The following is a 24679-nucleotide window of genomic DNA, read 5'->3' on the forward strand; positions in this document are numbered from 1 at the left end:
GTCAGATTCTTAGAGTTCGCTGTCCGCGCTGCGCGGGGTGCCACTTGTCGGTTTGTTTCGGTAAAAGAACCAGCATTCGTTCAGCAGCTTAATCTGTCTGCTGTCCTTTTTGTGAAATGCACGCATCAGTTGATTGCAAAGCCATTGAGGCAAGGGTATCTCCTCCTCTTGCATAATTCATCTGTACGTTAGCATATGTGGCAATAGCCTGGACTGTGCGAATATCCCGTGATGAACACGGAAAATTCAATATATATACGGATATACGAGAGGCGGGGCCCATGAATGTAGGGTTGGAAAAGTGAAAAAAGCGCAACCTCCGCTTTGAGGAGATGCGCTTTTGGTTCCATCCTGCATTATTAATAAGTCCATAAGTACATTAGAGTCATTCCATCTCTTCTTCATACCATTGCTCTAATTGAGCCTGAAGCGCCCGAATTTCAGTGAGCAGGGAAATCAAAGGATATTCGCTCTCTCTTAGTGCTGCAAAGCTTTGTTCAAGCGCATTGATATAATCAAGACCTCCGATGATGGAGAGTTGCTCGTCCAGAAGATCAAGATTGTCACATTCGGCGATTGCCCAAGGCAGAACAGGTACATCTGCTGCGGTAAGTTTGTCAATCTCTTTGTGCAGGCGAAGGTTGAGCGCACTGAGTTGATAAGCGTAATCGGCAGGCATTTCCACAAACTGCAATTGCTGTTCCTGCTGTAGGATGACGTAGCGCATTGTAGGCATAACGAGTAATAATCTCCCCTCATACATTCTACTTGACAGTGTAGCCTACGAAACGGTTAAAATTCAAGTATTATGGCGGAAAAACAAATGGCCCAAGGGGTGTGAAAGGAGGACAAACCGATGGAAAATGAGGAATTGCAGCAATGGATTGAGCAGGTGTCACTCGATCATTTCGGGGTTCCGTTCACTCATGAGGCGCTGTTTAACCGTCGTCTGACCACGACAGGTGGGCGCTATATGCTCAAGAGTCATCGAATAGAGATTAATCCTCATCAGCTCGAAGCCTATGGGCGGGAAGAGGTTGAGAAAATCATCAAGCATGAGCTGTGTCATTATCATCTGCACATTCGTGGACGGGGCTACCAACACCGGGACCCTGAATTCAAGGCCCTGTTGCAGAAGGTGGGCGGCTCGAGGTTCTGTCAGTCCCTTCCGGATGGAAAGGGCAGAAAGCCATTACCGTATCGCTATAAGCTGGTATGCAAAAGCTGTGACACGGAATATTTGCGTAAACGCAAAGTTGATCCGAAGCGGTACCGCTGTGGTCGATGTGCGGGCAAGTTAGGGATTCATACAATCTAAGGTGAATGGTTTATGGCAGCGCCACTTGTTACCACAGAGCCATGTGTACTGTGCTCGTGGTGACTCTTAATAAGAGTATCTAAAGCTTATTAAGAAAGTCACCGGAGGCATGTTGACTTGGAATATTAATCATGATAAATTTAGGTTATTCAAGATTATTATTCCCTGATAGCTCAGTTGGTAGAGCACTCGACTGTTAATCGAGTTGTCACAGGTTCGAGCCCTGTTCGGGGAGCCATTCTTGGAGAGATACCCAAGTGGCTATAAGGGGACCCTCTGCTAAGGGGTTAGACTGCGTAAGCGGTGCGAGGGTTCGAATCCCTCTCTCTCCGTTCTGATTTACTTCTCTGTATAAGGGATGAGAACCCTAAAGGTTCGTCGGAGCATATGCTTCGTAAGCCATACATCGCAGTCTCGAATGAAGTGAGAGTATCCCTCTCTCTCCGTTCTCAATAAAATAAAACATAATCCCCCTCCCCGGTTACCGACAAAGGTTACTGAGGAGGGGGATTTTTGATGTATCTTCATTTTGCCCATGTACAATAAAGAGAAAGAATGCCCGCTTGCTTCCCTATAATGAAATGCCGAATACCTCGTACAGACCCTTCTTGCCAGCTTCCGTGACTTCCACCGAACGGCTGCCTGCCTTCTGGCGGGTCCAGTCCAGTTCAGACAAGCGGCGTCCCAGTTCGTCTCCCAGTACTCCGGAGATATGGTGACGACGTTCACTCCAATCCAGACATTTGCGAGCCACAGCGCGGCGTGATCCGGCTTTCTCTTCAAGAATAATGCCAAAAGAAGTGAACCATTGAATCCCTTTCTCTGTAATGTGGTAATCCTTGGCCTGCTCATCCTCAGGTTCTTCGAGATAACCCTCTCGCAATAAAGCTTCACACAACGATATCCCTAACTTTCCAGCCAGATGCCCATAACAGGTTCGAGCAAAGCTTAGGTGCTGAAGCTGGTTGGACTGTTTGAGGGATCTCACTTGTACTGGTGCGGCGATACTTCCCATCGTCTCAATCAGAAAAGCAACCTCTTTGCCTGCGAGACGATAGTATCGATGCCGTCCTTGCTGTTCAACAACGAGCAGCCTGCCTTCGACCAGCTTGGCGAGATGACTGCTTGCCGTTTGAGGAGTAACACTCGCCATGTAAGCGAGTTCGCCGGCAGGAAGGGCACGACCATCCAACAAAGCTTCCAAAAAAATAGCACGACTAGGATCTGCAATTAACGACGCAATAACAGAAATATTCGGATATGTACTCATACTTCGATGATACCTTAACTATTGGTGTATTACAATTCAACCATGCAAGAATTACAACCTAACAGATAGAAGGGATGGATTGAAGAGTGGAGGAAGAAGCAATGTATACCAATGATAGAACGCACGAAGAGTTTGAATCGGTGAACCATCGGGATTTGAACAGAGAACTGATGCAGCATGAGGTGACAACTCCAAGTATTTTGTACTATGGCACACCAGTATTGCTGCTGAGCACGTTAAACGAAGATGGAACGACGAACCTGTCTCCGCTTTCTTCATCCTGGGCACTGGGCGACTGCTTGGTACTTGGAGTGGGTATTCAGGGCAAAGCCTTTGAGAACCTGCGTCGTCATCCCGAATGTGTAATTAATCTGCCAGATGCAACCATGTGGGAGCAGGTTGAGCGGTTGGGGCGTTATACCGGAAGATATCCCGTTCCTGAAGAGAAAAGGAAGATGGGGTTTGAGTTTTGCGATGATAAATTTGCCGTCTCTGGACTGACACCCCAAAGTTCAATTCAGGTTGAGCCGGATAAAATAGCGGAATGTCCGCTCCAGATCGAAGCCGCGGTACAGCACATTCGCATTCCCGAACATACGCCTTTTATGGCGATTGTGGAAATAAAAGCGTTGAAGGTACACGCACATACCCGGCTGTTATCAGGTTTGAACAAGATTAACCCCGAGGAATGGAATCCTTTAATTTATAATTTCAGACATTATTATGGACTTGGAGAAAGGCATGGGGAGAGCTTTCGGGCAGAGAAGTGATGTTTGGATTCTAAAATAGCATAGACAACCAACAAGTAATCCAGAATATATGAAGTGGGGCCAGTTGGGGCGCCGCTTCTTTCTGTGTATATGAGACTTCATTAAGGTTTCATCCGGGTAATCAATAAATTTGGCTATTTTATTAGGCAAGGATTGGGTAATTAGTAAAGAAAGATACATGTAAGCATATACATAAGAGAGGTGATGAGCATGGAAATGGAATACTTAATGCGTGTACTCATAGCTGGCATATGCGGCGTGTTGATCGGATATGAGCGCAAGAACCGAATGAAGGAAGCGGGTATACGTACTCACTTTGTTGTTGCGGTGGGTGCAGCGTTGATGATGATTGTATCCAAGTATGGCTTTCAGGATCAGGCAAGCTGGGCCAATCTCTCGCTTGACCCATCCAGGATTGCCGCCCAGGTAGTCAGTGGAGTCGGCTTCATTGGAGCCGGAATGATCTTCACACAACGCCACACGGTCCGAGGATTGACAACAGCGGCGGGAATCTGGGCGACTGCAGGAATGGGACTGGCTGTGGGTTCGGGATTGTATTGGACAGGTGCGGGGGTGACGCTGCTTATTGTTCTGGCCCAGATGCTGCTGCATCGGCCGACACGCTGGTTGGTGTCTGCGCGAACAGAGACGTTGACTATTCGACTGCTAAAGGAAGGGGACACCCTCAAAACCGTTTTGGCTTTGCTGGGACAGGAGAAAATCTCGGTGGTAGGATTCAAAACAGAACAGCAAATAAGCACAGACTCCGGGGAGGAGACTGTACTTGAATTCACTCTGCAACTGCCTGGATCATATCGGGCCGAGCAATTAATTATTTTATTGCAGGATGTGCCTCACGTTCGATCTGTAGATATGAGATGAGCCCAGGGTATCCCTAAGCTTTCGCTAGGTCGCGAGATCGCAATGCCAAGCTATAACGACAATCGCTTACTGACCGCCTTCAATGACGGTCTCTGGCCGGGAAACGGGCTTGCCTTCAAGAACACACTGAATGGCATATGCGACACCATGCTCGACATTGGTCAAAGAGATAGCCTTGGCAATCGCCTTAATCTCCGGTTCAGCATTGCCCATGGCAATACCGAGTCCTGCCATTTTGAGCATGGATACATCGTTGAAGTTATCACCAATGGCTGCTGTATCTTCCATGGAGATGTTCAGATGGGCTGCCAGTTTGCTTAAGGCGTTACCTTTGGATACATCAGGATGCTGCATTTCGAAGTTGTGTTCAGAGGACACCACCATGGCTACATCTGAGCGAGAGGTAAAGTATTCGCGTCCCTGCTGTAATTGAGCCGGATCCAATGAAAAGGCCATAATATTGTAAATGTAAGCTTCGGAAGGGATTTCCTGATGGGAGTTTACGCGGTGATAGTCTTTCTTGTCATAGTGCTTCTTAACAGCTCGAATAAGGCGTTCAATATCCTCACCGGGACTTGAGCCAAGGATGCGATCCATTTCAGCGAGCATCGCCTCATGGCTGCTGATAGGGGCATAAATCCCCTGTTGTGTGGAGGCCTCGTAGTAGCAATGGTGATCCTCCAGCCACTGCATGACGGATGCGGCCGTCTCACGCTCAAGTGGAAGATGGAATAGACGTTCACCGTTGGCATCATGGATGGTAGCTCCGTTGGAGCCGATGACTGGCGTGTTAATTCCGCCTTCGCTGCTTATCGTTAATACGTCGGAATAGACCCGTCCTGTAGCAATCGTAATCTTCAATCCTTCTTGTTGCGCTTTATGGATTGCTGCTGCATTTTCCGGGCTGATCTGACTGTCTCTGTTCAATAGTGTTCCATCTAGATCGGTAGCAAATAATTTCATATGTTACAACTCCTTTTCAATTGTGGGTTCAGGAATGAGAATCTCGACTTGCTGTTCGGCTAGAAAAGTCCGCCATTCTTGGGAAGGCCATTGATCTGTAATTAACATGTTAACGAGTGACCAGTCCGCAAAACGATAACCATAACGCCTATCAAACTTGGAATGGTCAGCGAGTACAATAACCTGTTTCGCAGCCTGCATCATTTTGTGCTTGATCTTTCCTTCTTCTTCAGAGGCACTGAAGCCGTCCATCGTAATTCCGCCAATGCCGATAAAGGCTTTGTCTACATAATAATGGGAAAGAGTTTCAATCACTGAAGTACCATAGACGTAACGTTGTTCCTTATCGACTTTGCCGCCCAGCAAACGAATCTCGACAGCGGTATGATTGGAGAGAAGTTCAGCTGAATAAATGGAATTGGTGATGACGGTGCAGGATTTGCCGTTTAGATTTTCGGCACAGGTCTGCACTGTAGTGGAAGAATCCAGAATAATGTGTTCGCCTTGGCGGACGATAGCAGCGGCTAGCTTGCCAATAGCTCTTTTTTCATCGGAAATGTGGAGCAGACGATCTTTATAGGATCGGTGCTCGTCTGGTGGAACGGGGAGAATTGCACCGCCGCGTGTTCGGATAATGGCATCCTGTTCTTCAAGCTTGATCAGATCCCTTCGTGCTGTGTCCCGGGAAACGTCAAAGAGGGATACAATATCATCAGCCGAGATGCGATTGTGTTTACGCAAATGTTCAATAATCAGCTGCATTCGTTCTTCCTGAAACAAACGTGCCGCCTCCTTATACGTAGCTGACCGTGTATATAACTGATAAGTTAATTATAAGTACTAATAATGAGATTTGCAATATTATAAGTGAATGTAAGTGTATTTAAGTTTTTTGATGCTGATTTTACAAATTGCGAGGATGACGGTGATAAATTTGTGAAAGACATTTCAGGCGTGAACACGCTCTTGACCTCATGAAGAAGGAGGGGAACAGGAGTGCATAAAAAAATGAAAAAAAGTGTTGCACATTTAAGTTGGCCTATGATATACTCATTCTTGTCGCCAAGAAAGACAACTTGTTTACAAGGCCCGTTGGTCAAGGGGTTAAGACACCTCCCTTTCACGGAGGTAACAGGGGTTCGAATCCCCTACGGGTCATTATCTTCACCACCTCAGGGGTGCACAATCCTGACGAGGTATCCTCAAAAAGTCATAGCTCCTGAACAAAAGAGTTACGTATGGCACATCCGGTGAAGTTACAGCAAGAGCCATTAGCTCAGTTGGTAGAGCACCTGACTTTTAATCAGGGTGTCGAAGGTTCGAGCCCTTCATGGCTCACCATTTTTACAATTGAATATGCGGTCGTGGTGGAATGGCAGACACGCTATCTTGAGGGGGTAGTGGGTGTATACCCGTGGAGGTTCGAGTCCTCTCGACCGCATCACAGCAACAAACGGTATAAGATAGGCTCTCGTGATTATTCATGGGAGTCTATCTTTGTGTTATGAGAAATACCAGAACGTATTCCTGGGATGAAAAGGCTGAGCATTCAATAAGGTTGTGGTATAATTTAGGTATATGTATTGATTATTACGGTTGGAAGGCGGTTCTGTATGCAGTCGATCTATGAGCGAATTGAACACCTGATTGCTGAACGAGGAATGACCAAGAAGGCTTTCTGCCAACAGCTGAAGATCAGCACGGGCAATCTGGGTGACTGGAAACGCGGTAAATCTATTCCGAGTACGAATAAACTAATTGAGATTGCTTCGTTTTTTGATGTGAGCCTTGACTGGCTCATGATTGGGCGTCCATCCAAGGAAGCGATGGTACGGGAAAAACGGGAGGATTATTTTTTTGACGTGTTGCGGCAATTGAATTGCCAAGAGAGCGAATTATCGACTGTGGAACAGTCTTTTATCAGTGAATATATTGAATTTACCCGTTATCGCAAATCCAAGGAAAGCAGGAATTCAAACGCTTTTCGTTACAAGGCAGAAGATAATCCTGAGGCAGATGAGTCGGTGTAGCAGCAAGATCGTGCAGTTCTCTACACAACTCAATACATTGGACGTTAGGTCTTCTCAAGTGCTTTAGAGCAACAATGTCAAGATTAGATCGAATGTTGAATGGTGATTGGCGGGGAAGACGAATATCACTGTTTTCTATGCATTCCGCTGAGAGCAGGAGACTGGGATGATAACACGGAGTATTCAGGAATATTGTGGTACAATCGGGTATACGAATTGTCCGGCGATTGGTGGAGACAAGTGGATGTTTTAAATTATTTCGGATGGAAGGCGGTTTATTATGCAGTCGATCTATGAGCGAATTGAACATCTAATTGCCGAACGAGGAATGACTAAGAAAGTATTCTGTAAGCAACTGAAGATTAGCACGGGTAATCTGGGTGACTGGAAACGTGGTAAATCTACTCCGAGTACAAATAAACTAATTGAGATTGCTTCGTTTTTTGATGTGAGCCTCGACTGGCTCATGGTTGGGCGTCCATCCAAGGAAGCGATGGTACGTGAAAAACGGGAGAATTATTTTTTTGACGTGCTGCGGCAATTGGATTGCCAAGAGAGTGAATTATCAACTGTGGAACAGTCTTTTATCAGTGAATATATTGAATTTACACGTTATCGCAAGTCCAAAGAAAGCAGAGATTCAGGCGACTTTCGTTACAAGGGAGAAGATAAGCCTGAAGGAGATGAGCTGTTGTAGCGTGAGTTATTGAAAGGTGCAACTTGACTGAATCATCAGGATATATAAAACCTCTGAACAATCCGAAAGACGTCGGAGAGTTGTTCAGAGGTTTTTTCTTTGGGACCCGTTGAAACATGAATATGTGATTTCGAAAGCCATTCCGATAGACGTATAGTCTTCACTTGCGGAATATAAGGTTGGGTTTCCCCAAAAGATCGGAGCGAAGGGTGTTCCAGATCTGAAGACATTGCTCCTGAAGTTCCCAGGCAGCCTTTCCGAGCAAACGAACACCAATCCCGCCTGTAGCGAGCAAGCTGGCCCCGGCGAGCATGCGACCATCTGGGGGCAAGATGGACCGTACGGACTCCAACTGTGCTGCGCCCAATCCAGGGGCAATCATCCATAAAGCCGCAGTGTGGGTGTAATCTAACAACGCTGCGGATGATTTCGGATCGCCCGATGCTGGTTCGAGTCCGAATCGATCCCACACAGCCAACTGCTTCCCTTGCCAGATTTCTGTCAGACTGCGATATCGCTTGAACTGAAAGACTTCTCCCCGATGAATCCGTCCAGCCGACCAGATATCGGCATATGCAAGTACTGCTTGTTCACCCAGCTCAAAGGTTGTGGTCAGTGAGGATGAGCTGCCTTTAAACGGAATAACACATTCAGGGAAGTACTCCAGCACTGCTCCTTGGTCCAGTCGAAAGTGATGGTTCACAGATGACGGAACAGTAGGTGTGGGATGAAGCCTTGTGGCTGATGTGCTGCTTAACATTAAGTGAGTGTTCTGGCCCAATTGCCATTCGGATCGATAATGATCACCGTTCAGCACGCCTGGAGAGACGTCTGAAGTGTATACACATAATTCATCTCCACCACCCGGAGGTCGAAAGGATCGACTGAACCGGAGAGGGGCGCTGTAATACCGATCGGTCATGACGGTGCGCCCGCCTTGGAGGGCGAAAGTGGCCCGAAGCTCGCTGCGGCGTATCACGGCCTCTCCGGTACTGCGGTTCAGTCCGTGTTCAGCTCCATGTAAAGAGGAAGATGAATTAGTGGCTGTGAGTCGTTCCGTGGTCATGGGTGTGTGTATGCAGATGCGCAGCGGAAGCATCGTCATCCATATATTGATGTTCAAGCCAATGGACGATTTCGGATACCCCTTCACCGCTCATCAGGTTCGACATCACATAAGGCCGTCCTTCGCGCACCCGTTCAGTATCATCCTTCATGACTTGCAGACTTGCGCCTACATAAGGAGCAAGATCAGTCTTGTTAATCAGGAGCAGGTCTGAACGTGTAATACCCGGACCGCCTTTACGAGGCAGTTTTTCACCTTGAGCCACATCAATAATGTAAATGAATACGTCTGCCAGTTCCGGGCTGAATGCAGCAGAGAGATTGTCGCCGCCACTTTCGATAAAGATCAGCTGCAGGTCCGGGAAGCGTTCAATCAACTCATCAACGGCTTCGAAATTCATGGAGGCATCCTCACGAATAGCGGTATGCGGGCATCCCCCTGTTTCAACACCAATAATACGTTCCGGTGCGAGCGCATTCTGACGCAGCAAAATCTCGGCATCTTCCTTCGTATAAATATCATTAGTAATAACGGCCAGGCTGTAGCGTGTACGCAGTGCCTTGGACAGCTTCTCCACTAGGGCTGTTTTTCCTGAACCTACCGGCCCACCGATTCCGATTCGCATCGGGCGACTCCGATCAAATACCTTACGTTCCCACTCCGCATGATGCGTATGATTAGCTCCTCCACACATAACAAATTCCTCCTTGGTTTTGAATTATTGTAGTAGTTAGGACATGAACAGACGGGCTGGCAGACTCTCATGCCGCATAGCATAGATTTCCTGGGCAATACCGAAGCTGTGCATATCTTCCGGGTTGTCGTCCCGAATTAAAGACCATGCAGATTCAATATCATGCAAAAGTTTTTGAATAAGCATCTGTGCTTCGGTTTGCCCGATAGGTAGAAGACGCAGAGCGCTGTTTACATAAGCGTTAACTGAAGTATACAAATGTCCGGTGACGGCTTCATCCAGTCCAATTTCCAGCTGATCATTGATGTAGCCGTGAATCGTTGTAATGCCGCAAAAAGCACCGTGTTCCTGTACAGCTTCATCGATTAGAGAAAAGTCCATCCATGGGTAAAGTGATCTCGCAAGTTTGAGTAATCGCTTCCCCATCTTGTGTCCACTTTCCCGCAGTTCCCTGGGGGTTCGCTGGGCGTGTACACGTTTGTCGTAAAGGGCTAGAAGGGCGGCATCCTGTTGCTCAATGGCCTGGTAAACACCTTTGATGGCGAGACCATCGAGCCGCACGAGGCTGGAATGAAGCTGGCCGCGAATGAATTGTTCGAGTTGGGCGGTGGTCCGTATCCTGCCATCATGAGTGTATGCCTCCAGACCGAACGAGTGGGAGAACCCGCCAATGGGCAGGGCTGAATCCAGCAGTTGAACATAACGGAGCAATTTCGTGCCGCTGTGCATCATCATGCGTGGCCCCCTTTGTCAAAACATGAAATAGCGTTGTGCCATCGGTAATTCGTCCGCAGGCTCACAGGTGAGAAGCTCGCCATCCGCCCGTACCTCATAGGTTTCGGGATCGACTTCAATGATGGGTGTTACGTCATTGTGAATCATGTCTTTTTTGCTCACGGAACGGCAGCCTTTGACGGGTTCCACGCGCTTGTTCAAGCCTAATGCCTCCTTGATTCCCGCATTTGCTGCGGCTTGGGAGACAAAGGTGATCGACCCTTTGGCGAGTGCGCCGCCGTAAGCACCGAACATCGGTCTGCCGAAGACGGGCTGCGGCGTAGGGATCGATGCGTTGGGGTCACCCATCTGAGCGAAGGTGATCATACCTCCCTTGATGACCATCTCGGGCTTTACACCGAAATAGGTCGGGTTCCAGACGATCAGGTCTGCGAGCTTGCCAACCTCGACAGAACCGACGAGATGGCCTATGCCGTGAGCGATAGCCGGATTGATCGTATATTTGGCGACATACCTTTTGATCCGATCGTTATCGGACGGTGAGCCTGGGGTCAGTTCAAGCTTGCCGCGCTGCTTTTTCATCTTGTCGGCGGTTTGCCAGGTGCGAATAATGACTTCGCCAACCCGGCCCATCGCCTGTGAATCGGAACTGATGATGCTGAATACACCAAGATCATGCAAAATGTCTTCGGCCGCGATCGTTTCGGGACGAATACGCGAATCAGCAAAGGCGACGTCTTCAGGGATCGATGGGTCCAGATGGTGACAAACCATCAGCATATCAAGATGTTCTTCTACGGTATTGCGTGTGTAAGGACGTGTTGGGTTGGTTGAAGAGGGGATGACGTAAGACTCTCCGGCAGCGCGGATAATATCCGGCGCGTGTCCGCCGCCAGCACCTTCCGTATGATAGGTATGAATCGTGCGTCCGTTAATGGCCGCCAATGTATTTTCCAGAAACCCGGTCTCGTTCAGCGTATCGGTATGAATGGCTACCTGAACATCATGTTCTCCGGCTGCGGTCAGACAAGCATCGATCGCACTTGGCGTTGTGCCCCAATCTTCATGCAGCTTCAGTCCAATGACCCCGGCTTCAATCTGTTCAATTAATGGAGCGGTGCTGGAGCTGTTGCCTTTGCCGAGATAACCGATATTCATGGGAAATGCTTCTGCGGCCTCCAACATCCGGTGGATATGCCAGGCTCCAGGTGTACAGGTGGTGGCTTTGGTGCCTGTTGCCGGCCCTGTACCACCGCCGATCATGGTCGTGACCCCGGAGGATAACGCAGTCTGAATCTGCTGTGGGCAGATGAAATGAATATGGGTATCAATGCCTCCTGCGGTTACAATCATGCCTTCCCCGGCAATGATTTCGGTCGAAGCGCCAATAACCAACGCGGGATCAACTCCGTCCATCGTATCCGGGTTACCGGATTTGCCGATTGCGCAGATGAGACCATCACGAATGCCAATGTCCGCTTTTACAATCCCCCAATGATCGATGATGACGGCGTTGGTGATGACGGTATCGGGTGTACCGTCACTGCGAAGGGCTGATGTGGACTGACCCATCCCGTCACGAATAACCTTACCACCGCCGAATTTGCTTTCATCTCCATAGACAGCATAATCATGCTCAATCTCAGCCCACAGTTCCGTATCCGCCAGTCTGACGGCATCCCCGGTTGTGGGTCCGAACATGGATGCATATTGTTCTCGGCTCATTCGTTTCATAGAGGTTCCCCTCCGTCCTGCACAGGGGGTGCAAAAGCCTTCAGAAATGTATCCAGTTTCTGTGGATCAGGTGGCTGATCTGCTGAACCTTCAGTTAATCCGTTAAATCCATAAATCTGACGTTTGCCGCCAAATGTGGTCAGTTCGACCGGTTTTTCTTCACCAGGTTCAAAACGAACAGCGGTGCCTGCCGGAATATGCAGGCGGTGCCCAAAAGCAGAAGGGCGATCAAAGTCCAGCGCAGCATTGACTTCATAGAAGTGAACGTGAGAACCGACCTGAACCGGGCGGTCGCCACGGTTCAGTACAATCAGACGTACGGTTGAGCGATCGGGATGACAGACGATCTCATCATCCTGTTTTAAGCGATATTCACCAGGGATCATGGAGTTCTCCTGCCTTTCTCAGCGTATAGGTTCATGGACAGTGACCAGTTTTGTTCCGTCAGGAAAAGTGGCTTCCACCTGTACCTCAGGAATCATATCGGGTACACCTTCCATGCAGTCTTCGCGTGTCAGGATCGTGCCGCCGTATCGCATCAACTCTGCAACACTCATGCCATCGCGTGCGCGTTCCATGAGCTCGGAGGTTAACAAGGCGATAGCTTCGGGAACATTCAGCTTAAGTCCGCGTCCTCTGCGTTCGCGGGCGAGGTTAGCAGCCACGGTAATCAGGAGTTTTTCTTTTTCCTGCTCAGTCCAGTGCAAGGTAATCCGACCTTTCCCTTAGATAGTCTATGTCGTCATGGATCATGTTATATGTTAAATATACTCACACAGGGTGAACCCTTTGTCAATATGGTTCCGATTATATTAGCAGCATGCATGAAACGAGTATGCATAAAATAAAATTGTGTAAGCATTATTGACACCGTGAGTGTAAGACTCCATAATTTGGATCAACGAACATTTCGGGCATATATGTCCTTAATGTTCGTCAATAGACTAAAAAAAGGGAGTGTAGGCTATTGAAGAAGAGGTCGGTCAAGTTATGGAGTGTTTTGCTTGGTGCAGTCATTGCGTTGACAGGATGTGTGGAGGGTGGTACGCCGCCTGAGGCGACGGGTTCCGGTGGGACGGTAGAGCCAGCTTCATCCGGAGACACCATTAAAGTAGGTGTTCTTCACTCCCTAAGTGGAACGATGGCAATCAGTGAAGTGTCGGTTAAGGATGCGGAGATGCTTGCCATTGAAGAGATCAATGCAGCAGGCGGGGTGCTGGGTAAACAGATTGAGCCTGTGGTTGAGGACGGCGCTTCCGACTGGCCTACATTTGCAGAGAAAGCAGGGAAATTGCTGCAGCAGGATAAAGTGGCCGCTGTATTCGGCGGATGGACCTCTGCGAGTAGGAAGGCGATGCTTCCGGTATTTGAGCAGAACAAGGGTCTGTTGTTTTACCCGGTGCAATACGAAGGGTTGGAATCATCACCCAACATTTTTTATACAGGAGCCACGACAAATCAGCAGATCGTACCGTCCGTAACCTGGTTGCTGGAGAACAGGGGCAAGAAGTTCTACCTGCTGGGCTCGGATTATGTTTTCCCGAAAACCGCCAATCAGGTCATTAAAGCTCAGCTTGCAGCTGAGGGTGGCGAAGTGGTGGGGGAAGAATATACACCGCTGGGGCACACGGATTACAGTACGATTATCAGCAAAATCAAGGCTGCCAAGCCGGATATTGTATACAACACGCTGAATGGAGACAGCAATGTCGCCTTTTTCAAACAATTAAAGGATGCCGGGATCTCTTCCGAACAGTTGACGACTCTGTCAGTGAGTGTGGCGGAGGAAGAAATTCGGGGGATTGGGGCGGATGTACTGAAAGGACATTTGGCTTCCTGGAACTATTATCAAACGACAGATACACCTGAAAATAAAACATTTGTAGAGAAATATAAAGAAAAATATGGAGCTGACCGGGTGACGGCCGATCCGATTGAAGCGGGATATGTAGCCGTTTATCTGTGGAAAGCAGCCGTTGAAAAAGCCGGATCGACCGATGTTGAAAAGGTAAAGGAGGCCGCTAAAGGTCTGGAATTCGATGCGCCGGAAGGGAAAGTGACGGTGGATGGAGAGAATCAGCATATCTACAAAACGGTGCGAATTGGTGAAGTGCAGGAAGATGGACAGTTCAAGGAATTGTGGAACTCCGGCGCACCCGTCAAACCTGATCCGTATCTGAAAACGTACGAGTGGGGCGCTTCCCTTAGTACCAAATAGCATGGGCATCTCACGTCACAACTGTTGAATAACAGACGAGGGTGCGACAACACACCCTCTTACAACATTACGGTAAAGCGTTGATGCGAAACGTAAATGATGTCTTGTATAAAATTTCAGATGTTCACAGCATGAGGAGGGAAAGGCGATGGATATGTTTGTCCTGCAAATGTTCAATGGGTTAAGCATCAGTTCCATCCTGCTGCTGATTGCGTTGGGACTCGCGGTTACATTTGGATTGATGAATGTCATTAACATGGCGCATGGTGAATTGATCATGATCGGCGCTTACGCTACGTATGTGACGCAAAACCTGTTCATTTCGTATGCTCCGCAAGCGTGGTTCGATGTCTATTTTATTGTGGCTCTGCCTATCGCCTTTGGTGTGGCCGCTCTTATAGGCTGGCTGCTGGAAGTGGTGCTGATCAGGCATCTGTATGGGAGACCGCTCGACAGTCTGCTTGCTACATGGGGCGTAGGCATGATGCTGCAACAATTGGCCCGAACGATATTTGGGGCGCCCAATGTAGGGGTGTCCAGTCCGGCTTGGCTTAACGGAGGTCTGACCATCGCGGACGGCATTGTGTTTCCGTATAAACGTCTTTTCATTATCGCGCTGGTCGCGGTTGTGCTGCTATGTATGTATTTGTATATCTATCGGATTTCTTCCGGGAGACGGATGAGGGCCGTGATGCAGAATCGAAGCATGGCGGGCTGTCTCGGGATTTCCACCAGACGAGTGGATGGCATGACCTTTGCCATCGGTTCGGGCATTGCCGGCATCGCCGGATGTGCGTTGACACTGATTGGCCCGATTGGTCCCTCACTGGGCACGTATTATATCGTGGATGCGTTCATGGTGGTTGTGCTGGGCGGTGTGGGGAAACTGGTGGGAACTGTGTGTGGTGCGCTTGGAATTGGCATGTTCAATACATTATTTGAAACGTATACCTCGGCCTCGATCGGCAAGGTGCTGGTATTTGTCTGTATTGTAGCTTTTCTGCAATGGAAGCCGCGCGGGCTCGTTGCCATACGGACCCGGAGTCTGGATTAATGCAAAGAAGGGGGTTATATGATGTCGGCACTTCTCAAGACGGGTAGTCTGAAAATGAAGATCATCTGGGCGGTTGTCCTGATTATGATGTGTCTGGCTCCACTCATTTCCACGGAATTCCGGCTTAGTCTGTTAGCGAAATTCCTGGCCCTGGCCATTCTGGCGATCGGTCTTGACTTGATCTGGGGATATGGGGGAGTGCTTAGTCTGGGGCATGGCGTATTCTTCGGACTTGGCGGGTACGCCATGGCGATGTATCTGAAGCTGCAGGCGAGTGGTTCAACACTACCTGACTTTATGGGATGGAGTGGTCTTAGCGGTCTGCCGTGGTTCTGGGAGCCGTTCAGGTCATTTCCGGTGGCGCTATTGCTGGGCATTGCTCTTCCGGCATTGCTGGCCTTTGCCCTGGGATGGTTCACGTTCCGTAACCGGATCACCGGTGTATATTTTACCATCCTGACCCAAGCGTTAGTCCTCATTACCGTAACGTTATTTGTAGGCAAACAGGAATGGACGGGAGGGACCAACGGTATAACCGGATATAACGCAATCTTTGGTTTTACCCTTCATTCGGCAGGGACAACGATTGCTCTCTACTATATAACGCTTGCTATTCTGGTGCTCGCCTATCTGCTTTGTCGCCGGGTTGTGAACAGCAGGTTTGGTCAGGTGCTTGAAGCTGCGCGGGATGGGGAGAATCGGGTTCGCTTTCTTGGCTATGACCCGGCAGGGTTCAAAACACTGGCCTTCGCCCTTTCCGGAGCGTTGGCGGGAATCGCTGGTATGTTATTTGTGCTCCAGGTAGGGATCATCTCGCCTTCCATGATGGGGATTGTGCCTTCGATTGAAATGGTGTTATGGGTTGCCTTGGGCGGTCGTGGAACGCTGATTGGTGCGGTAATCGGGGCTGTGGTGCTGAATGCAGCCAAAACGGGCATCAGTGAAGCTTACCCGGAAGGTTGGTTGTTTGTCATTGGAGGGCTCTTTGTAACAGTGGTCTTGTTCATGCCGAATGGGCTTGTTGGTGTATACCGTCATGTGGTGCGCTTGCTGAAACGGAGAGGAGAGGTTGTGCATGTTCCAGTCAGTCAGGAAAAACCAAAAGTCTACTGACGTTCCGGTAGTTCTGGTCGCTGAGGAAATTACGGTGGCATTTGGCGGTTTTGTTGCGGTCAAAGGCATGAATCTGAAGCTGCATGAGCATGATCTGCATTTTCTGATCGGCCCCAATGGGGCGGGGAAAACAACGATGCTGGATGTGATTTGCGGCAAAACCAAGCCCTTGTCCGGTACAGTGAAGATGGCGGATGGTGCAGATCTGACACGTCTGAAGGAGCACCAGATTGTGCGAAAAGGAGTAGGGCGCAAGTTCCAGGCTCCATCGATCTTTGCTGGTCTGACCGTGCAGGAGAACCTGACGCTGGCTGCGGAGACTCGTCGTTCTCCTTTACAGGCTCTGGGTATTCAGCGGTATTCAAAAATAAGTACGGCCATGGAGCGGATTACGCTCCAGATTGGTCTGCAGGACCGTGTGGATGCACGTGCAGGGGCGCTATCACATGGGGAAAAGCAGTGGCTTGAGATTGGCATGCTGCTGCTGCAGGAGCCCCGTGTATTGCTGCTGGATGAGCCGGCAGCAGGGATGACAGATGAAGAAACACATAAGACGGGCCGACTACTGCAGGAGATTGCGCGAGAAAGGTCTGTTGTGGTAGTGGAGCATGATATGGAATTCGTTCGCGAGTATGCAGCCAAAGTGACGGTGATGCATGAAGGTAAACTTCTAAAGGAAGGTACGATGGCGGAAGTGCAGGAAGATCCGAGAGTCGCTGAAGTGTATCTGGGCAAAAGGAGGGATGACCATGCTGTCGCTGCAACGAATTGAGTCCGGCTACGGGGAGAGTAATGTGCTGCGCGGTGTGAGTCTGGATGTCGAGCCGGGTCAGGTGGTGTGCCTGATGGGTCGTAATGGTGTAGGGAAAACCACCTTGATGAAGACGTTGATGGGGCTTCTTAAAACGCGCAAGGGAAGTATTCAGTGGAAAGGTCAGGAATTATCCACCCACGATCCGGCCAAGCGGGCCAGGTCGGGGATTGGATATGTGCCGCAGGGGCGGGAGATCTTCCCGCAGCTTACAGTAAAGGAAAATCTGCTGCTGGGTCTGGAGACCAGTGGCACAGGGGGGAAGACGTTCCCGGAGGATGTGCTGGCGATGTTTCCGGTGCTTGCCACGATGTATGGACGGCAGGGTGGTGATCTGAGTGGCGGACAGCAGCAGCAGTTGGCATTTGCCCGCGCACTGGCTTCCCGGCCCGGATTATTGCTTCTGGATGAGCCGACAGAAGGCATCCAGCCTTCCATCGTAGAGGATATCCGGCAGGTCATTTTGCAAATTAAGGCAAAGGGTGAAATCTCCATTTTGCTGGTGGAACAAAGCATTGATTTTGTACGCGGTGCTGCAGATTATATCTATGTAATGGACAAAGGGGCAATTGCACTGCAAGGAACACCGCGAGAGCTGGATATGTCGCAGTTTGAGCACCACCTGTCTGTGTAGCTTGGGTTCTTGGTGTAGGGTGAGTTCAGGAACGTTTGTCCAGAATGTTGGAGTATTTGGGATATAGTCTTCGGATGCAATCCGGGCAGATATCATGGGTAAATTCGGCATGAGTGTGCTTCTCCAAATAACTCTCAACAGAGTTCCAGCTGTCCTGTTCATCCTTAATTTGTTTGCAGACAGCGCAGATGGGAAGTAGTCCGCGCAAAGTACGCACTTCAGACAGGGCCTTCTTCAATTGGCGTTCTGTCTGTTTCTGTTCGGTCACATCCGTGTGTGCAATCAATGCGAGATCAGACAGCAGGGATGGGTCGGCCTGAATCAATGGGGTGAGTTCCAGGCGGAACCACCGCTGTTCGTTGTTGATAGTCCGAACGGAGATGTCGTATGTATAACTGTCTTTAAAAGGTGCAGTGATACGTTTTAACTCCTGAACAATTTTCGCATTCTTTGCTTTCTCCTCGCGGAATGTCCACCCCTCTACAAGGTGAAGGTAATGAGGTGGTTCAGGTGCTGTTCTTGAGGGGCCTGCTACGCTTGGGTTGGGAAGAAGTTGCCCGAGTCCGTGTTGCCAAGCGGTGTTGCAGCTTCGAATAATCCAGTTGTGGTCGACGATGATAAGCTGGTGCTGCATGGACTGGAACGATAATCTCTCCAGATCGGATATTAAGTATCTCATGAAATGAGCTCCTCCTTGGCAGAAATCTTATCTTAAATCATCTGGAATTTCCAAAATGTCAGCGACCTGGTTCCTGAACCGGGTTGCTTTACGCGTGCCGTGAATGAGATTGGACAGACGGTATGGCGGAATGCCATACTGTTCGCAAAATGTCTTTTGGTCGACCTGGAGTTCGGTTAGTCGTCGTTTGATGGCCCATCCGAAAGGAGTCACAGGTTTCTTTTTGTTCAAAAGGGTTCACCCCTCGTTGGAATGTAGTGTTCAGCTGGTTATTCTTGGTGTAAAGTATATAGATATGCGAGCTGTATGTTTTATTATATACGTATTTGCGTCATCTAACAATTAAAAAAGACGGAAATAAGTGTATTTTAATATGAAAAATGGCGTAAATACGTTAAATAGACAAAATAATTGACATAGAAAACACGCCAGCAATGAGGTTGCGGCGTGTTTTTTATATATTTTACTGCGTGAGGACGCGGGTATGAAGGGGAGGGGGTAGATTAGGCTCGGTAGGCGTGAAGCCCTGCTCCAAGCATGTGAAAGCTTGGGAACAACGTTTTCATGGACATTGAGGTTGGTTGTACCAGTCCATCGGCAGCGGAGGCGCTGACGGTATGCCATTCATGTTCCAGGTCTGCGGCCAGGCGAACCAGCAGGTCCTGGATTGTATCGGTATGAAGAGGAATTACTTTGGAGGCTTCGGTTATGCAGGCACTCATGGCTGAATGCAGATAACCAAGGACCGCCTCCTCGACAGGGATTTCGAGGTGGTGGTTAATCCAGGCGTGAACAGTGGAGAGGCAGCCGACGGATTCATACTTAGCCAGGGTGTGTTCGAGGTGGCTAAAATCAATCCAGGGGTGGAGTGCACGAGCTAGCTTAATCAGTCGTTTGCCCATTGTGGTCGCATGTTCTCTAAGATTGACTGGGGTGCGCTGGACATGGACGAGCTTGTCGATGAGGGCTGTACGCCACGCGTCATTGTGATCTGCGGCGGTGTATATGCCTTTAATCGCCATGCCTTCCAGACGCACGATGCTGGGATGCAATTGGCAGCGCATGAATGATTCGAGATCTTCAGCACTACGAATGGTACCTTCCGCGATATGGGCATCCATTCCGAAGGAATGGGTGAAGCCTCCGACCTGGATAGAGGAATCAAGCAGTTTGACGTAATCGAGCAGCTTATTCCCACGGTTCACAATCTTTCGCCTCCTACGTTCGTTAAATGTTATGTTAAATAACATTTATACTCCTTTTTGGTTCGTTTTATGTTTGTAAATCCGAATTATATGATATATATATTCACATAAATATCCGCTTTTTGTCAATAGTTTCTTGGTTATTTAAGTATAAAATCTATTTAATGTTATTTTATATAACTTTATAAGTTATGTTCTACTGAGAGAATATGAAGAGTGGTCATAAAGAAAGTAGAGTGATCAGCCTAATCGGATATACAAACGAGATCAAATTTAATCATATGCACTTCGTAGGAGAAAATGACGAGATTATACGATTTATGGGAGGAAAAGCGCAGTTAAAATAATATTAATAAAAATGCTTTACTTTTAAACATGAACCGGGTATAATCAATTCTGTTGCCGATTATTTACGACATGCGGTCGTGGTGGAATGGCAGACACGCTATCTTGAGGGGGTAGTGGGTATATACCCGTGGAGGTTCGAGTCCTCTCGACCGCATCATAAGAACGATTAAGAAGAAGCTTCCCGTATGGGGAGCTTCTTTTTTTGTGTTTTTTACAGTAACCGGGTCCGAAAAAAAAGGTCATCCGATTCCCCTGAATGCATGCTCATGCTGTCTGCCGGGGTGGGATGGCCTTTACTTGTTATTTAAGCAATGCTTTGATGTCTGCTTCAATTTTATCAGGTGTTGTTTTGGGAGCATACCGCTTCACAACACGACCGTTCTGATCCACAAGGAACTTGGTGAAGTTCCATTTGATGGCTTTGGAGCCGAGTACGCCCGGTGCTTCTTTGGTAAGATGCTGGAATAGAGGGTGAGCGCTTGAACCATTCACATCAATTTTCTCAAACATCGGGAAGCTGACACCATAGTTCATCTGGCAGAACTCAGCAATATCGTCAGAGGAGCCCTTTTCCTGTGCAAACTGGTTGCTTGGAAAACCAAGAACTTCAAATGGGGAGTCTTTAAACTTGTCCTGAAGTTCTTGCAGACCTTTGAATTGAGGTGTAAGGCCGCATTGGCTTGCTGTATTTACGATAAGCAGTACTTTGTCACGATAGTTGGACATTTCAACTTCCTGACCGCGAAGGGTGTTTACTTTGTAGTCGTAGACTGACATGAAAATCGCCTCCATCTCATTTTCTTATATCCTCTATTATATTGATTGCAATTAAATATTGCAAAATTTATATTGCTTTTTTAACTCCATTTCAAGCTGTCGTGTATGATCTGTGACTGATTTGCTACCTTATTTTCGCTAGAGAGAGAATTAGAGAGCTTTGAAGAGATGGGTAGAGAATGGATGTGTTGTAAGCGCTATTATTGATGTGAAATGGCAAAAATCCGTCGATTCGGTGATCTGCGCAGACTTTACACCAATATGGCACGGGTGTATGATTCATATCGTAATTCCAATTTAAATTAAATTTTACATGAAAAACGAAACAAACGATAATATCGCTCTGATTATGATGATATAAGAACGATGTTTTAATCGCTGAGTTTCCATTCATTCATGGGTGGGAAACGGGGGAACCAACAGGATGAACTGTCCAGGACAGTGGGCATCCATGGGGTGAATTTTCCGGTGACAGCCGGAAATAGGGCGACTCTCGCGCCCGAATCCGTCAGCTAACCTCGTAAGCGTTAAAGGGAGAGGCAACAAGCCGTACGCTGGTTCATAGTGTCTTTTTGCTATGGATTATTGAAGAAGCGTCCGGGAGGCCTTGGTCCCCCACGCTTCTTTTTTGTTGTCTTTTCACGCCAAGGGAGGAACGAATGATGGATAAAGAGATGATCTTAGTGACTGCTCCAAATGAAGCAGGACGTAAATTTATCAAATTGCTGATGTACAAAAAAATGCCGTTTGCCGTTCTGACTAACAGTGCAGGGGAAGAGCGCAGGCTCCGGAGAATCGGTGTAGAGCATGTCATTCGCATGAACACGGCTGCAGCTCAGAAATGGTTTTTGCCGCAAGGCAGTGTCGGCAATGTTTTTATTTTTGAAAATAGCCTAAACCTAACCTGTCGATATTTGCAGATCTGCCGATCCTGGACATCCAAGTCCCTGTGTGTGATTACCGAACAAAGTCATCCCAAAGGGATCTATCGGGGAATGGGAGCAGACCGTATTGTATATTCCTTGAACGGGGAAGTTGGATTTCTGCTTAATGGCTAATGGCTAGTGGCTCGTACTATTCCTGTGATTGATCCAGTGTCAGCTGCCTGTTATAATTGAAATCATGAATAAAACGGATTCTTGAGGAGACTCATGCATGATGGTGGGTCTTCTTTTTTATGGTTTGGGAAATAGGGATAATTTCCTGTGGCTAACGAGGAGGAATAGGCGTGCCGGATGTACGTGGAATACAATGGTTGTTCTTTGATGTGGGGGATACGCTCGTGGACGAATGGGAGCCGGTAGATGATATTATCGGTCAGTTCGTTCGTGAAGCTTGTGCGCTTGGTTATCAGGTGGAGATGCAGACGGTGCGAGACATATTTGCGGCCTCCTACCGAAATTACGAGCAATGGCCGATGAAATTGGCTATTCGTACTCTGATCAGCGATGAGGGGCACCGGGAACAGATACAGGAGAAGCTGAAGTTCCGCAAAGAGCTTGAGCGACCCTTCCCGTCAGCCGACGCTGTTCTTCAGACGTTGTCGCAGCACTATAAGATTGGTATCATTGCCAATCAGAGCCCGGGGACGGAAAATCGACTGAATAGCTACGGCTTGCGCAAGTATGTGGATGTGCTGGCCTGTTCGGCTGAAGAAGGAGTGTCCAAGCCTGATCCTGAATTGTATGCTGTAGCGTTGAAACAGGCGGGATGTAAACCCGAGGAAGCGGTCATGATCGGCGACAGGATCGATAATGATATTATTCCAGCTAAGAAGCTGGGCATGCACACGATCCGGATTTTGCAGGGTTATGGCAGGTTCCAGCCGGAGCTTGCGGATGCAGAACGTCCAGACTGGACGATTAAATCACTGGAGGAGCTTCTTCCATTGTTGATGGTAACTCCGAATTCGGACAACTAAATGAAGTGCGGCTTTTAAGATCCGATTAGTATGGATTAGGCTGCTGCTTAAACATATAAAAGGAAAGGCTGATCGTCTCAAGGGATACGTTTCTTGAGTTGATCAGCCTTTTTGAGTTAGACAAAATACGGCGTAGTTCCATGTAACCTAGAATAACATAATAGTCTGGATAATTAGATACACATTCAGGACAACGATAACTCCAGCAATGATCCAGGAGGTAATTTTGAGCCACAGCTTGTTGGCAAAAGCCCCCATGCTTTTTTTGTCGCTCGTAAACATCACCAGTGGAATGACGGCAAAGGGCAGCTGCAGTGACAGCACAACCTGGCTCAGAATCAGCAGTTCCTCTGTTCCGTGCTCTCCGGCAATGGCTGTTACGATGACGGCCGGGATGATTGCAATCAGACGTGTTACCAGTCGACGAAGCCACGCCGGAATACGAATGTTCAGGAAGCCTTCCATTACAATCTGTCCGGACAACGTGCCGGTGAGTGTTGAGTTCTGGCCTGAAGCCAGCAGGGCTACACCGAACAGAATACTTGCAATGGTGGTACCCAGAAGTGGTGTCAACAGATGGTAAGCATCTGTAATTTCCGCGACCTGAGTCATGCCTACACTATGGAACACGGAAGCTGACAGAATCAGGATGGCTGCATTGATAAACAGGGCCAGCGTTAAAGCGATGGTTGAATCCATAGTGGTATAACGAATCGCTTCTTTTTTACCCTGAGGTGTCTTTTCAATCTGACGGGTCTGCACAATAGAAGAATGCAGATACAGATTATGGGGCATCACGGTTGCGCCAATAATTCCGATGGCGATATAGAGCATGGCTGGATTTTGCAAAATCTCGGCACTGGGTACAAAACCATGCATGACGCCGCCCATATCCGGTTTAGCGAGAAACAGGTCAATCCCGAAGCAGAGGGCGATGGTAGCCATCAGCACAATAACGAGCGATTCCAATGCGCGGAAGCCTTTATTTTGCAGCAAAAGAATGACCAGTACATCGACAGCGGTAATAATGACACCGTATAGCATGGGTATGTTGAACAGCAGCTTGAGAGCGATGGCTGAACCAATAACCTCGGCAAGGTCGGTGGCTGCAATCGCAAGCTCACACAAAATCCATAACATCATGACTACAGGCATGCTGAATCGTTCGCGGCAGGCTTGCGCTAAATCCCGTCCTGTGACAATCCCGAGCTTGCCAGCAAGAGACTGCAATACCACAGCCATTAGATTTGATATCAGAATAACGGACAATAATGTATAACCGAACTGTGAGCCACCGGCAATATCCGTTGCCCAGTTCCCTGGGTCCATATATCCAACGGCAACCAGATAACCTGGTCCAACAAAAGCAAGGAACTTTTTCCACCAAGCAGCGTTCTGAGGCACCTTCATGGAGCTGTGGGCTTCCCCGAGAGATGGGGCCATACCCGCAGCTAATGGCTCATTTGAAGGAGTGTTGAACGGATTTTTTTTACTCATAATATAATCACCCGACTTTGAAGTATTGATATTCTATATGAAGAGGAACGGTGTCATTCCTTTGATTACATTTGAACATTGAAACCAAAATCTTAAAAGCGTAATTAAACGACTCCACATATGTCTAAACGTTTATGTTGATACTTACATTGTACTCCTTCAATTATTTTTGTCTAGTGCAACTTTTGTGTAGAGGGACAAAATTTAGCAGGAGTAAATGTGCCTTAGTATATTACCCAACCCTAGATAAATTACCTGTGTTC

28 protein-coding genes, 6 tRNA genes and 1 riboswitch are annotated in these 24679 nt (G+C 48.2%); of the genes, 18 read left to right on the forward strand and 16 right to left on the reverse strand.

Annotated elements, in window-relative coordinates:
* Positions 1-9: 9 nt before the first annotated feature.
* Together cmpA and BMY78_RS02520 are read right to left on the reverse strand one after the other, a co-directional pair.
* Complete coding sequence (gene cmpA, locus BMY78_RS02515; RefSeq protein ID WP_090808144.1) at positions 10-153, reverse strand: cortex morphogenetic protein CmpA; 144 nt, start codon at positions 151-153, stop codon at positions 10-12.
* Between the two features lie 232 nt (positions 154-385).
* Entirely contained in the window at positions 386-736 is a 351-nt protein-coding gene (locus tag BMY78_RS02520; RefSeq protein WP_090894378.1) for a hydrolase/acyltransferase, read from the reverse strand.
* Between the two features lie 120 nt (positions 737-856).
* Between BMY78_RS02520 and BMY78_RS02525 the strand changes: the two genes are divergently transcribed.
* The 3 genes from BMY78_RS02525 to BMY78_RS02535 all read left to right on the forward strand — a co-directional run bounded on the left by BMY78_RS02525 (position 857) and on the right by BMY78_RS02535 (position 1650).
* Entirely contained in the window at positions 857-1318 is a 462-nt protein-coding gene (locus BMY78_RS02525) for a SprT family protein (RefSeq protein ID WP_090894380.1), read from the forward strand.
* A 162-nt stretch (positions 1319-1480) separates the two neighbouring features.
* Positions 1481-1556, forward strand: a tRNA-Asn gene (locus BMY78_RS02530).
* A 5-nt stretch (positions 1557-1561) separates the two neighbouring features.
* A tRNA-Ser gene (locus tag BMY78_RS02535) sits at positions 1562-1650 on the forward strand.
* Between the two features lie 239 nt (positions 1651-1889).
* On the opposite strand, the gene BMY78_RS02540 is transcribed toward BMY78_RS02535, so the two are convergent.
* The gene (locus BMY78_RS02540; protein WP_090894383.1) at positions 1890-2588 is read right to left on the reverse strand and encodes an ArsR/SmtB family transcription factor; all 699 of its coding nucleotides are present in this window, start codon (positions 2586-2588) and stop codon (positions 1890-1892) included.
* Positions 2589-2758: 170 nt separating this feature from the next.
* Between BMY78_RS02540 and BMY78_RS02545 the strand changes: the two genes are divergently transcribed.
* Together BMY78_RS02545 and BMY78_RS02550 are read left to right on the forward strand one after the other, a co-directional pair.
* Entirely contained in the window at positions 2759-3358 is a 600-nt protein-coding gene (locus BMY78_RS02545; protein ID WP_090901930.1) for a flavin reductase family protein, read from the forward strand.
* Positions 3359-3568: 210 nt separating this feature from the next.
* Positions 3569-4240 (forward strand): MgtC/SapB family protein, encoded by a 672-nt coding sequence (locus tag BMY78_RS02550; RefSeq protein ID WP_090894385.1) that lies wholly within the window; start codon positions 3569-3571, stop codon positions 4238-4240.
* Between the two features lie 66 nt (positions 4241-4306).
* Here the strand turns inward: BMY78_RS02550 and BMY78_RS02555 are convergent, their stop codons facing one another.
* The gene (locus BMY78_RS02555) at positions 4307-5203 is read right to left on the reverse strand and encodes a Cof-type HAD-IIB family hydrolase (RefSeq protein WP_090894386.1); all 897 of its coding nucleotides are present in this window, start codon (positions 5201-5203) and stop codon (positions 4307-4309) included.
* Between the two features lie 3 nt (positions 5204-5206).
* Positions 5207-5983: a DeoR/GlpR family DNA-binding transcription regulator gene (locus BMY78_RS02560; protein WP_090894388.1), complete on the reverse strand. Its 777-nt coding sequence runs from the start codon at positions 5981-5983 to the stop codon at positions 5207-5209.
* Between the two features lie 306 nt (positions 5984-6289).
* Here BMY78_RS02560 and BMY78_RS02565 point away from each other — a divergent pair.
* The 5 genes from BMY78_RS02565 (at position 6290) to BMY78_RS02585 (ending at position 7930) form a co-directional block, all read left to right on the forward strand.
* Positions 6290-6361, forward strand: a tRNA-Glu gene (locus BMY78_RS02565).
* 107 nt (positions 6362-6468) lie between these two features.
* A tRNA-Lys gene (locus BMY78_RS02570) sits at positions 6469-6544 on the forward strand.
* A 17-nt stretch (positions 6545-6561) separates the two neighbouring features.
* Positions 6562-6644 (forward strand) — tRNA-Leu (locus BMY78_RS02575).
* A gap of 172 nt (positions 6645-6816) precedes the next feature.
* Positions 6817-7233 carry a helix-turn-helix domain-containing protein gene (locus tag BMY78_RS02580; protein ID WP_090894390.1) on the forward strand — a complete coding sequence of 139 codons (417 nt, stop codon included), beginning with the start codon at positions 6817-6819 and terminating at the stop codon, positions 7231-7233.
* Positions 7234-7513: 280 nt separating this feature from the next.
* Complete coding sequence (locus BMY78_RS02585; protein WP_090894392.1) at positions 7514-7930, forward strand: helix-turn-helix domain-containing protein; 417 nt, start codon at positions 7514-7516, stop codon at positions 7928-7930.
* A 160-nt stretch (positions 7931-8090) separates the two neighbouring features.
* Here the strand turns inward: BMY78_RS02585 and BMY78_RS02590 are convergent, their stop codons facing one another.
* From BMY78_RS02590 to BMY78_RS02615, 6 genes are read right to left on the reverse strand one after another with little or no spacing between them, the layout of a single operon-like run.
* Complete coding sequence (locus BMY78_RS02590) at positions 8091-8996, reverse strand: urease accessory protein UreD (RefSeq protein WP_177185633.1); 906 nt, start codon at positions 8994-8996, stop codon at positions 8091-8093.
* Positions 8968-9690, reverse strand: a complete 723-nt coding sequence (gene ureG, locus BMY78_RS02595; protein WP_090894396.1) for an urease accessory protein UreG — start codon at positions 9688-9690, stop codon at positions 8968-8970. The genes BMY78_RS02590 and ureG overlap by 29 nt, the downstream gene beginning before the upstream one ends.
* Positions 9691-9726: 36 nt before the next feature.
* On the reverse strand, positions 9727-10425 hold the full coding sequence (locus BMY78_RS02600; RefSeq protein WP_090894398.1) for an urease accessory protein UreF: 699 nt from the start codon (positions 10423-10425) through the stop codon (positions 9727-9729).
* A gap of 15 nt (positions 10426-10440) precedes the next feature.
* Positions 10441-12159 carry an urease subunit alpha gene (ureC, locus tag BMY78_RS02605; RefSeq protein WP_090894400.1) on the reverse strand — a complete coding sequence of 573 codons (1719 nt, stop codon included), beginning with the start codon at positions 12157-12159 and terminating at the stop codon, positions 10441-10443.
* Entirely contained in the window at positions 12156-12545 is a 390-nt protein-coding gene (locus tag BMY78_RS02610; protein ID WP_090894402.1) for an urease subunit beta, read from the reverse strand. The genes ureC and BMY78_RS02610 overlap by 4 nt, the downstream gene beginning before the upstream one ends.
* Before the next feature lie 18 nt (positions 12546-12563).
* On the reverse strand, positions 12564-12866 hold the full coding sequence (locus tag BMY78_RS02615) for an urease subunit gamma (RefSeq protein ID WP_076291707.1): 303 nt from the start codon (positions 12864-12866) through the stop codon (positions 12564-12566).
* A gap of 260 nt (positions 12867-13126) precedes the next feature.
* On the opposite strand from BMY78_RS02615, the gene urtA reads away from it, so the two are divergent.
* From urtA to urtE, 5 genes are all read left to right on the forward strand, one after another.
* Entirely contained in the window at positions 13127-14377 is a 1251-nt protein-coding gene (gene urtA / locus BMY78_RS02620) for an urea ABC transporter substrate-binding protein (protein ID WP_090894404.1), read from the forward strand.
* A 148-nt stretch (positions 14378-14525) separates the two neighbouring features.
* Positions 14526-15431, forward strand: coding sequence for an urea ABC transporter permease subunit UrtB (gene urtB / locus BMY78_RS02625; protein ID WP_090894407.1), 906 nt, complete (start codon positions 14526-14528; stop codon positions 15429-15431).
* A gap of 18 nt (positions 15432-15449) precedes the next feature.
* Positions 15450-16544 (forward strand): urea ABC transporter permease subunit UrtC, encoded by a 1095-nt coding sequence (gene urtC, locus BMY78_RS02630; protein WP_090894410.1) that lies wholly within the window; start codon positions 15450-15452, stop codon positions 16542-16544.
* A complete protein-coding gene (gene urtD, locus BMY78_RS02635; RefSeq protein ID WP_090894413.1) occupies positions 16507-17316 on the forward strand; it encodes an urea ABC transporter ATP-binding protein UrtD in 810 nt (269 codons plus the stop codon). The genes urtC and urtD overlap by 38 nt, the downstream gene beginning before the upstream one ends.
* Entirely contained in the window at positions 17294-17989 is a 696-nt protein-coding gene (gene urtE / locus BMY78_RS02640; RefSeq protein ID WP_090894416.1) for an urea ABC transporter ATP-binding subunit UrtE, read from the forward strand. Before urtD ends, urtE begins: the two co-directional genes overlap by 23 nt.
* A 25-nt stretch (positions 17990-18014) precedes the next feature.
* On the opposite strand, the gene BMY78_RS02645 is transcribed toward urtE, so the two are convergent.
* The 3 genes from BMY78_RS02645 to BMY78_RS02655 all read right to left on the reverse strand — a co-directional run bounded on the left by BMY78_RS02645 (position 18015) and on the right by BMY78_RS02655 (position 19918).
* Positions 18015-18668: a nitrogen regulation protein NR(II) gene (locus BMY78_RS02645; protein WP_090894419.1), complete on the reverse strand. Its 654-nt coding sequence runs from the start codon at positions 18666-18668 to the stop codon at positions 18015-18017.
* A 27-nt stretch (positions 18669-18695) separates the two neighbouring features.
* A complete protein-coding gene (locus tag BMY78_RS02650; RefSeq protein ID WP_063564423.1) occupies positions 18696-18899 on the reverse strand; it encodes a hypothetical protein in 204 nt (67 codons plus the stop codon).
* Between the two features lie 272 nt (positions 18900-19171).
* The gene (locus BMY78_RS02655) at positions 19172-19918 is read right to left on the reverse strand and encodes an urease accessory protein UreF (RefSeq protein ID WP_090894422.1); all 747 of its coding nucleotides are present in this window, start codon (positions 19916-19918) and stop codon (positions 19172-19174) included.
* A 374-nt stretch (positions 19919-20292) separates the two neighbouring features.
* Here BMY78_RS02655 and BMY78_RS02660 point away from each other — a divergent pair.
* Positions 20293-20375, forward strand: a tRNA-Leu gene (locus BMY78_RS02660).
* Positions 20376-20521: 146 nt separating this feature from the next.
* On the opposite strand, the gene BMY78_RS02665 is transcribed toward BMY78_RS02660, so the two are convergent.
* Positions 20522-20998, reverse strand: a complete 477-nt coding sequence (locus BMY78_RS02665; protein ID WP_090894425.1) for a glutathione peroxidase — start codon at positions 20996-20998, stop codon at positions 20522-20524.
* Positions 20999-21364: 366 nt separating this feature from the next.
* Positions 21365-21540: riboswitch (cyclic di-AMP (ydaO/yuaA leader) on the forward strand.
* A 117-nt stretch (positions 21541-21657) separates the two neighbouring features.
* On the opposite strand from BMY78_RS02665, the gene BMY78_RS02670 reads away from it, so the two are divergent.
* Positions 21658-22056, forward strand: coding sequence for an HAD family hydrolase (locus BMY78_RS02670; RefSeq protein ID WP_228469185.1), 399 nt, complete (start codon positions 21658-21660; stop codon positions 22054-22056).
* Positions 22057-22226: 170 nt separating this feature from the next.
* On the forward strand, positions 22227-22919 hold the full coding sequence (locus tag BMY78_RS02675) for an HAD family hydrolase (protein WP_177185634.1): 693 nt from the start codon (positions 22227-22229) through the stop codon (positions 22917-22919).
* A 147-nt stretch (positions 22920-23066) separates the two neighbouring features.
* On the opposite strand, the gene BMY78_RS02680 is transcribed toward BMY78_RS02675, so the two are convergent.
* Positions 23067-24362 (reverse strand): Nramp family divalent metal transporter, encoded by a 1296-nt coding sequence (locus BMY78_RS02680; protein WP_090901933.1) that lies wholly within the window; start codon positions 24360-24362, stop codon positions 23067-23069.
* Between the last annotated feature and the right edge of the window lie 317 nt (positions 24363-24679).

Origin of the sequence: Paenibacillus sp. OK076 (assembly GCF_900110055.1) — a bacterium.
GTDB lineage: Bacteria > Bacillota > Bacilli > Paenibacillales > Paenibacillaceae > Paenibacillus.